The sequence below is a fragment of the Sphingomonas sp. 3-13AW genome (genome assembly GCF_049311085.1).
Lineage (GTDB): Bacteria > Pseudomonadota > Alphaproteobacteria > Sphingomonadales > Sphingomonadaceae > Sphingomonas.
The window spans coordinates 21,565-29,891 of record NZ_JASNVZ010000035.1 but is presented as its reverse complement, the minus strand read 5'-3'; the positions used below and the strand labels follow the sequence as shown (position 1 = coordinate 29,891).

The 8,327-nt window shown below is 68.7% G+C and carries 6 protein-coding genes and 1 pseudogene; all 7 read left to right on the top strand.

Going from position 1 to position 8,327, the window contains the following annotated elements:
- Positions 1 to 257 precede the first annotated feature (257 nt).
- Complete coding sequence (locus QP045_RS20415; RefSeq protein ID WP_422516847.1) at positions 258 to 947, top strand: polysaccharide biosynthesis/export family protein; 690 nt, start codon at positions 258 to 260, stop codon at positions 945 to 947.
- A gap of 50 nt (positions 948 to 997) precedes the next feature.
- Complete coding sequence (locus tag QP045_RS20410; protein WP_422516845.1) at positions 998 to 3,124, top strand: GumC family protein; 2,127 nt, start codon at positions 998 to 1,000, stop codon at positions 3,122 to 3,124.
- A 133-nt stretch (positions 3,125 to 3,257) separates the two neighbouring features.
- Positions 3,258 to 4,325, top strand: coding sequence for a GDP-mannose 4,6-dehydratase (gene gmd, locus QP045_RS20405; protein WP_422516844.1), 1,068 nt, complete (start codon positions 3,258 to 3,260; stop codon positions 4,323 to 4,325).
- Positions 4,315 to 5,262: a GDP-L-fucose synthase gene (fcl, locus tag QP045_RS20400; RefSeq protein WP_422516843.1), complete on the top strand. Its 948-nt coding sequence runs from the start codon at positions 4,315 to 4,317 to the stop codon at positions 5,260 to 5,262. The genes gmd and fcl overlap by 11 nt, the downstream gene beginning before the upstream one ends.
- Complete coding sequence (locus tag QP045_RS20395; RefSeq protein WP_422516842.1) at positions 5,259 to 6,479, top strand: WcaI family glycosyltransferase; 1,221 nt, start codon at positions 5,259 to 5,261, stop codon at positions 6,477 to 6,479. Before fcl ends, QP045_RS20395 begins: the two co-directional genes overlap by 4 nt.
- Positions 6,480 to 6,544: 65 nt before the next feature.
- Positions 6,545 to 7,789, top strand: coding sequence for a hypothetical protein (locus tag QP045_RS20390; protein WP_422516841.1), 1,245 nt, complete (start codon positions 6,545 to 6,547; stop codon positions 7,787 to 7,789).
- Positions 7,786 to 8,319: pseudogene (locus tag QP045_RS20385) on the top strand (glycosyltransferase family 2 protein); the annotation flags it as partial. The gene QP045_RS20390 and the pseudogene QP045_RS20385, both read left to right, overlap by 4 nt.
- Positions 8,320 to 8,327: the final 8 nt, after the last annotated feature.

Below are 8,327 nucleotides of genomic sequence, written 5' to 3'. Positions count from 1 at the left end.
CCATCGCTCCAGATCCGTCTGCCAGTCCTCGTCCATCGCCAGCCTCCGTCAAAGCTGGCTCCCCATGAATCACGCAATCAGCGGCGAGGGAATCCCTAAACTCATGCTTCTGCCAAAGTAGTGCTAGCACCTGCGTGATTGGCGAATATGGCCCCGGCAACAATGCTCTTTTGCAGCAGCTCGCGCAGCCACGTCGGGGCGGATCGACCGCCTGCGTCCGCGCGCGCTGAACCGCTGCGGCCGGAGAATGCGGCGTGATGCACCGGTGGCGGCTGATGCTGTCCGCCCTCGCCTGTGCCTGTGCCTCCGCATGCCAGTCCCCGCGCGCGGCGCTTCCGCATGGGGCCCAGGCCTATGCGCTGATTCCGCCGCCAGCACGCGGCAGCAACCGCAGCGCCTATCGGATCGGCCCGCTCGACGTGCTTGCCATCACCGTGTTCCAGGAACCGGAGCTGTCGCCGCGGGACGTGCAGGTCGACGCATCGGGCAACATCCTGATGCCGCTCGCCGGCACCGTCCACGCAAGCGGCAAGACCGCGCACCAGCTTTCCGCAGAAATCGCCGGGCTGCTTGGCAAGAAGTATATCGTCGATCCGCAGGTCTCGGTCGCGGTCACGGCCTCGGTTTCGCAGCAGGTGACGGTCGAGGGCAATGTCACCATGCCCGGCGTGTACGACATCACCGGTGCGCCCACCCTGCTGGAGGCGCTTGCCCGCGCGCGCAGCCCGACGCGGGTCGCGCGGCTGCAAGAGGTGGTGATCTTCCGGATGATCGACGGCCGCCGCGCAGGCGCCGTGTTCGACCTCAAGGCCATTCGCGACGGCCGCGCGCCCGATCCCGAACTGATCGGCGGCGACGTCGTCGTGGTCGGTTTTGACGCGCTGAAAGGCGCCTTCCGGGACTTTCTGACGACGGCTCCGATCGTCAGCGCGTTTCGCGTCTTCTAGGATTGTTCGGCTTGGCCTTTTCCCACTCCCGGCCGGTAGCGGCCCCGCCCGTGGCGAACGACCGGGGCCGCGCAACCCTGCGGTTCGATCTCGGGGCGCTGTTGACGGTCCTGCGCCGCAACCTCGTCCCCGTTGCAGCCATCCTGGCGGGGTCGCTGATCGCGGGGCTGCTGCTGACGTGGATGGTCCCGCCCCGCTATGTCGCGACGGCGAGCGTCCAGATCGACCAGGAAGCCGACCGCGTCCTCGAAGGGACCGAGGTCCGCCCGGTCGCCGACGATGCCGATGCGGAACGGTTCCTGCAGACGCAGACGGACGTGCTGCGCAGCCGCTCGCTCGCGATCCAGGTTGCCCAGCGGCTGAAACTGTTCGGCAACCGCGCCTTCTTCGCCGCGATGAAAGCGCCCTCCGGGGACACGGCAAAGTCCGGGCGCGAGGCGACGCTGCGGCTGCTCCAGGCGGAGCTGACGGTCCACCTGCCGCGCAACTCCCGCGTCGTGGAGATCGCGTTCGAGAGCCCCGACCCGGTGCTCGCCGCCCGGATCGCCAATACCTATGCCAGCGAGTTCATCCGGACGAACCTGCAGCGCAAGTTCGACAGCTCCGCCTATGCCCGCGACTTCCTCTCGCGCCAACTGGCCGCGGCCAAGGACCGGCTGGAGACGTCCGAGCGCGAGCTGAACGACTATGCCCGGTCGGCGGGGCTGATCCGGACCGGCGGGGGCATCGACGGGTCCAGCGGAATGGCGCCGGCTTCCGTAACCAGCGCCAGCCTGGTCCAGCTCAACGCCGCCGCCAACGACGCGCGCGCGGCGCGGGTCTCCGCCGAAGAGAAATGGCGCGCCGTCTCGACCGCGCCGCTCATGACGATCCCGGAGGTGCTGGGAAACCAGGCGATCGAGCGCCTGCTGGAACAGCGCGCAGCAGGCGCGGCCGAGCTTCAGCGCGAACGCGCACGTCACCTGGGCGGGCATCCCGGCATTCGCCAGCTGCAATCCCGACAGGCGGAACTGGATCGACAGGTCGGCGACATCGCCCAGGCGATCCGGGCCTCGATCTATGACCGCTATCGGGAGGCCTGGGGCCGGGAGCGTGCGCTTGCCGGGCAGGTCGAGGCGCTGAAGGGCGACACGCTCGAAGAACAGGATCGCAACGTGCGCTACACGATCCTGGCGCGGGAGGCGGACACCAACCGCACGCTCTATGACGGGCTGCTCCAACGGTACAAGGAACTGAGCGCGGCAGCGGAGATTCGCGCGAACAACTTGTCGATCGTCGACATGGCGGAGCCGCCACCGTCCCCCGCCTCTCCCCGGCTTGCGCTCAATCTTCTCGCCGCGCTTGCGGCAGGAATGCTCGTCGCGGTCGCGACCGTCCTGGTGCGCGAGCAACTCGATGACGCGGTCCGGGCGCCGGAAGAGGTCGAGGACAAGCTCGGCCTTCCGCTGCTCGGGGCGATCCCGCTGGCCCGGGCCGTGGATGCGCAGATGGAGCAGCCGCGCTCGCCCATGAGCGAGGCCTATAGCGCGCTGAGCGGCGCCCTGCTCGGCGCGAGGCCGCACGGCCTGCCGCGCACGCTGCTGGTGACGAGCAGCCAACCCGGCGAGGGCAAGTCCACGACCAGCCTCGCGATCGCAGCCGGGCTCGCGCGGCTTGGCAAGCAGGTGGTGCTGGTCGACGCCGATCTGCGGCGACCTGCGCTCCATCGCATGCTGACCATCGCCAACGATCGCGGCCTGAGCGAAGTCCTGGTCCGGAGCACCTCGCTGGATAGCGCGCTTCAGCGTCCCGGGGGGCTGGGCTTTGCCATCCTTCCGGCCGGCAACATCCCGGCCCGCCCGCCGGAACGGCTCGGCAGTCCCGGCATGGCCGCCATGATGGCAGCCCTGCTGGACCGGTTCGACGTGGTGGTACTCGATGGACCGCCGGTCCTGGGCCTCGCCGACGCACCGATGCTCGCCACCGGAGCGGAGGGAACGGTGTTCGTGGTCGAGGCGGGCAGCAGCAGCGGCGGCGCCAAAGCGGCGCTGCGCCGGCTACGGACCGCGCGAAGTGCCCTTCTGGGCGCGGTGCTCACCAAGTTCGACGTACGCAAGGCCGGAGTTGGCCACCGCTATTACCGCGCCAACTACTACAGCTACGGGGCCGCCGAAATGCAGCGGCAGGCCGCGGAATGAGCGGCCGGGTGGGCGCTGCGGCTCCTGGCGGGGTGGCGCCTGCCGTCCGTCTGCCGACGCCGGGCGATACGCATCAGAAACATCGCCGGAAACGACCGACGGGTGGACCACCGCCTCAGGGGGGAAGAAGATCGTGACCACAGCCAAGACTGCGTTGATCACCGGCATTACCGGCCAGGACGGCGCCTATCTTTCCGAGCTGCTCCTCGCGAAGGGCTACACCGTTCACGGGATCAAGCGGCGGTCCTCGTCCTTCAACACCGGGCGGATCGAGCATCTGTACCAGGACCCGCACGTCGAGGACCCGCGCCTCATCCTCCATTATGGCGACATGACCGACAGCACCAACCTGATCCGTGTGGTGCAGGAGACCCAGCCGGACGAGATCTACAATCTCGCGGCGCAGAGCCACGTGGCGGTCAGCTTCGAGACACCGGAATATACCGCCAACGCCGATGCCATCGGCACCCTACGGCTGCTGGAAGCGATCCGATTGCTCAAGCTGATCGACAAGACCCGCTTCTATCAGGCGTCGACGTCCGAACTCTATGGACTGGTGCAGGAAGTACCCCAGTCGGAGAAGACACCCTTCTACCCCCGCAGCCCGTACGCCGCAGCCAAGCTCTACGCATATTGGATCGTGGTGAACTACCGCGAGGCCTATGGCGTGCACGCCTCCAACGGCATCCTGTTCAACCATGAGAGCCCACTGCGCGGCGAGACGTTCGTCACCCGAAAGATCACGCGCGCCGCGGCCGCGATCAAGCTGGGGCTCCAGGAAAAGCTTTACCTCGGCAATCTCGATGCGCGGCGGGATTGGGGCCATGCGCGCGAATATGTTCGCGGCATGTGGATGATGCTGCAGCAGGATTGGGCCGAGGATTATGTGCTGGCGACCGGCGAGGCCACGCTGGTGCGCGATTTCGTCGCCAAGGCGTTCGATCTGGTCGACCTCCCGCTCGAATGGCGCGGAACCGGGGTGACGGAAACCGGGGTCTGCGCGCGCAGCGGCCGCGTGCTGGTGGAAGTCGATCCGCGATACTTCCGGCCGACCGAGGTCGACCTGCTGATCGGCGATCCCAGGAAGGCGCGCGAGCAACTGGGCTGGCACCACGAGATCTGCTGGGAGGCGTTATGCGCCGAAATGGTGCGTGAGGACCTGATCGCCGTCGCTCGGGAGCAGCGTTGCTGTGCCGAGTGACCCCTTCCCTCTCGCCGGCAAGCGGGTGTGGATTGCCGGCGATCGCGGGATGGTCGGGTCCGCGCTGGTGCGACGGCTGGCCAGCGAAGGCTGCACGATCCTGACCGCGCCCCGTGCCGAACTGGACCTGCGCCGCCAGCACGCCGTCGAGGCGTGGACCGCAACGCACCGCCCGGACGTGATCTTTCTGGCCGCGGCCAAGGTCGGCGGCATCCTCGCCAACGAACGGTCGCCGGCTGACTTTCTCTACGACAACCTGCTCATCGAGGCCAACGTGGTCGAGGCCGCCCGCAGAAATGGGGTGGCCAAGCTGATGCTGTTGGGATCGAGTTGCATCTACCCGAGGCTGACGGAGCAGCCGATTGCAGAGGACGCGCTCCTGACCGGTGCGCTCGAGCCGACCAACCAATGGTACGCCGTCGCGAAGATCGCCGGCATCAAGCTGTGCCAGGCGTATCGGCGCCAGCATGGGTGCGACTTCATCGCGGTGATGCCCACCAACCTCTATGGTCCCGGCGACAATTTCGACCTGCAATCGAGCCATGTCCTGCCCGCGCTGATCCGCAAGGCTGACACAGCGAAGCGGGAAGGCGCCGCCGCGCTGGAGATCTGGGGAAGCGGCACGCCCAGGCGGGAGTTCCTGCACGTCGACGATCTCGCCGACGCCTGCGTGCACCTGATGAAGCATTATTCGCAGGAGCCGCATGTGAACATCGGTTCGGGCGAGGAGATCTCCATCCTCGACCTCGCTCGCATGGTCGCGGACGTCGTGGGCTTCGCCGGTGACATCGTCCACGACACCAGCAAGCCCGACGGCACGCCCCGCAAGCTGCTCGACAGCAGCCGCCTTCGCGCGACCGGCTGGCACCCGCGGATCGGCCTGCGCCAGGGCATCGCCCAAGTGTACGTCGATTATCGGCGACAGGTGCCGGCATGAGGATCCTCGTACTCGGGATCAATCATGCACCCGAACCCATTGGAATTGGTCCCTATACCGCGGGCGCCGTCGCGGCACTGGCGGCTGCGGGGCACGAGGTGCGGCTCGTCACCGCCAATCCCTATTATCCCGGCTGGGCCATCGATCCGGAGCTGCGCCCACGCTACCGGCGGGAGCACCATGCGGGCGTCGATGTGCGTCGCTGCCCGCTCTACGTGCCGCGCGACCCCACCGGTTTGCGCCGGGTGGTCCATCATCTGAGCTTCGCGCTCGCCGCCCTGCCCCTGATGCTTGCCGCAGCCATGCGCTTCCGCCCTCATCTGGTGCTGACGATCGCGCCCTCGCTGCTATCGGTGCCGGTCGCGAAGCTGGCAGCAGTGATGGCCCGGGCGCGGCTGTGGATCCATGTCCAGGATTTCGAGGTGGAGGCGGCGTTTGCGACGGGCCTGCTCGACGGCCGTGGCCCGCTTCCCCGGCTGGCGCGCGGGTTCGAGCGGGCGGTGCTGCGCTCCGGCGATGTGGTGAGCAGCATCTCGCCCCAGATGTGCCGGCGGCTCGAGCAGAAGGGGGTGGCGCCGGGACGGGTCGTGGAGTTTCGCAACTGGGCGGAGATCGACGGGATCACGCCCTTGGCGCCCGGCGCCTGTTATCGCGCGGAATGGGGCCTGGGGAACCGGCATGTCGCGCTTTATTCGGGAAACGTCGGGAACAAGCAGGGCATCGAGATCCTGATCGAGGCGGCGCGCCGGCTTGCCCCCCGCGACGACATCGTGTTCGTGATTTGCGGCGAAGGTCCGCACCGGGAGCAGTTGGAGACCCGCGCCGCCGGGCTGACCAATGTCCAGTTCCACCCGCTCCAGCCCGCGGAGCATATGGGGGCCCTGTTGGGCCTGGCCAGCGTGCACCTGCTGCCTCAGCTGGCGGGGGCGGCGGACCTGGTGCTTCCGTCGAAGCTGGCGAACATGCTGGCGAGTGGACGGCCGATCGTGGCGACCGCCGCGCCGGGCACCGGCATCGCGCGCGAGGTGGAAGGCTGCGGCCTCGTCACGCCCCCCGGCGACGCCTCTGCCATGGCCGAGGCGATCGTCGCCCTGATCGATGACGGCCAGCGCGCCGCCGCCATGGGCACTGCCGCCCGAGGGCGCGCCGAACGCTGCTGGAGCCGGCAGGCCATTCTCGACGGGTTCGTAAACCGGGTCGGGACGTGCGCAGCATGATGGGCCGCGCAGCGCACGCGGCGGGGGGTTTTGCTGCCAAGGGGCTTGGGCTCGCCGCGCAGGTGATGGCGCTCTTGCTGATCACCCAGGCGCTGGGCGCGCAGGAGTTCGGCCGCTACTCCCTGCTGCTATCGATCGCGAGCATCGCCGCGCAACTCGCTGATTTCGGGCTCGGACGCTACCAGTTTCGCCGCGCCCATCGCGGCAGCCCGGTGGCAACGCTGGTGATGTGGAGCCTTGCCTTTCGGCTGACGGCGACGGTGCTTTTGCTGCCGTTGCTGCTGTTCTACGCGGCGCGTTCCGGCCTGCCCGTCCCCGCGATCCTGCTGGCGTTTGCGGCCAACATCCTGTTCCAGCTCGCCAACCTCAACCGCTGCTTGCTGCTGCTGCGGGACCGCGTCGCGGGGGCGGTTCTGGTTGAGTCGGCGCCGGCGCTGATCTTTTGCGCGGGGGTGGCTCTCTGCGTTGCGGTACGGTTGCCGATGGGCGTCGACGCTGCGCTGTTGCTCTACCTTATCGCGACCCTGATGGGGTTCGCGCTGTCCGTCACGGGCGCCGGAACCGCGAAAAGCTGGCTGCGGGGCCTGGTGATGCTGCTGCGCGGCTCGGGGCGGCGCACGCTGGCAGGCGTTGTCCTTCTCGCACGGCGATCGAGCCTGGTCGGGATCGACATCTTTCTCGCGGCGGCGACCTTCAACGCGCCGATCCTGATCGTCTCTGCGCTTGGCGGGGATACGGCGACGCCGCAGGTCGCGCTCTACCAGCGTATCCTCGGACTCGAAGTGGCGCTGCTGTCCGTCACCGTCACCGCGCGGCTCAAGCGTTACTACGACGACGGCGGCCGGGGTGTGCTGGATCTGTCCCCGGCATTCGCCTCGGGTGCGATCGTCTTTGCGCTCAACCTCCTGGGCCTGGGTCTTCTGGGACCGGTCGCAGCGCTGCTGCCCGACGTGCACGGCTTCACCCTTGTCGGTCTCGTGCTCTCGCTGCGCCCGCATTCACTGCTGATCGCGAGCGTGACGGCCTGTGTTGCCGGCTATCTCCACTGCTCGATGGCCGCGCTGGGAGGCGACCAGTTATGGCAACGCTGCCTGAGCGCGGGCGCAGGGCTCGCGACAACGGTCGGTATGGCGGCCCTGTTTTACCAAGCGGAGGTGGAGCCGGTCCGCGCCGTGCTGCTGGCGTCGCTGCTTGGCCAGATCGTGGCGATCGCGGCGCTGCTGGCCGGCGTGGCACGCGACGGCGTTCGAATACGCCTGCCCCGCCTCCCCTCTGGTCCCGGCGGCCAGCCGGCGGCGGGCACGCCATGATCTCGGTCATCATTCCGACGCGCAATCGCGCGGACAAGCTCGAACGTGCGCTCGCGAGCGTCACCGCCCAGTCCGAGCGAACGATCGAAGTGATCGTGGCGGATGACGGCTCCTCCCCCGCCGAAGCCGAACGGATCGCGGCGCTGGTGGAACGCACGCCCGACGCGCGCCTGTTGCGCTGCGACCACGGGAGCGGTGCCGCCCGTGCCCGCAACCTGGGCGCAGAAGGAGCGAAGGGCGAGCTGATCGCCTTTCTGGATTCGGACGATTGGTGGGCGCCGCACCGGTTGGCGGCGCACCGCGCGGCATTCCACACCCCGGGCGTCGTGCTGTCGTACAATCGGGCGCAACGCGTCCGCTGCGGCGCGAGCGCGCCCGCAGGCCCGGCGACCCGCGCACGCGGGGTCGTCGGCCGGGCTCCCCCCGGGCGGTGGCCACTGTCGGTTGCGCTCGCCGGCTGGAACTTCGTGGGCAGCTGCTCCGCCGTGTGCGTTCGTACCGACGCCTTCCGTGCGGTGGGCGGGTTCGACCCCGACCT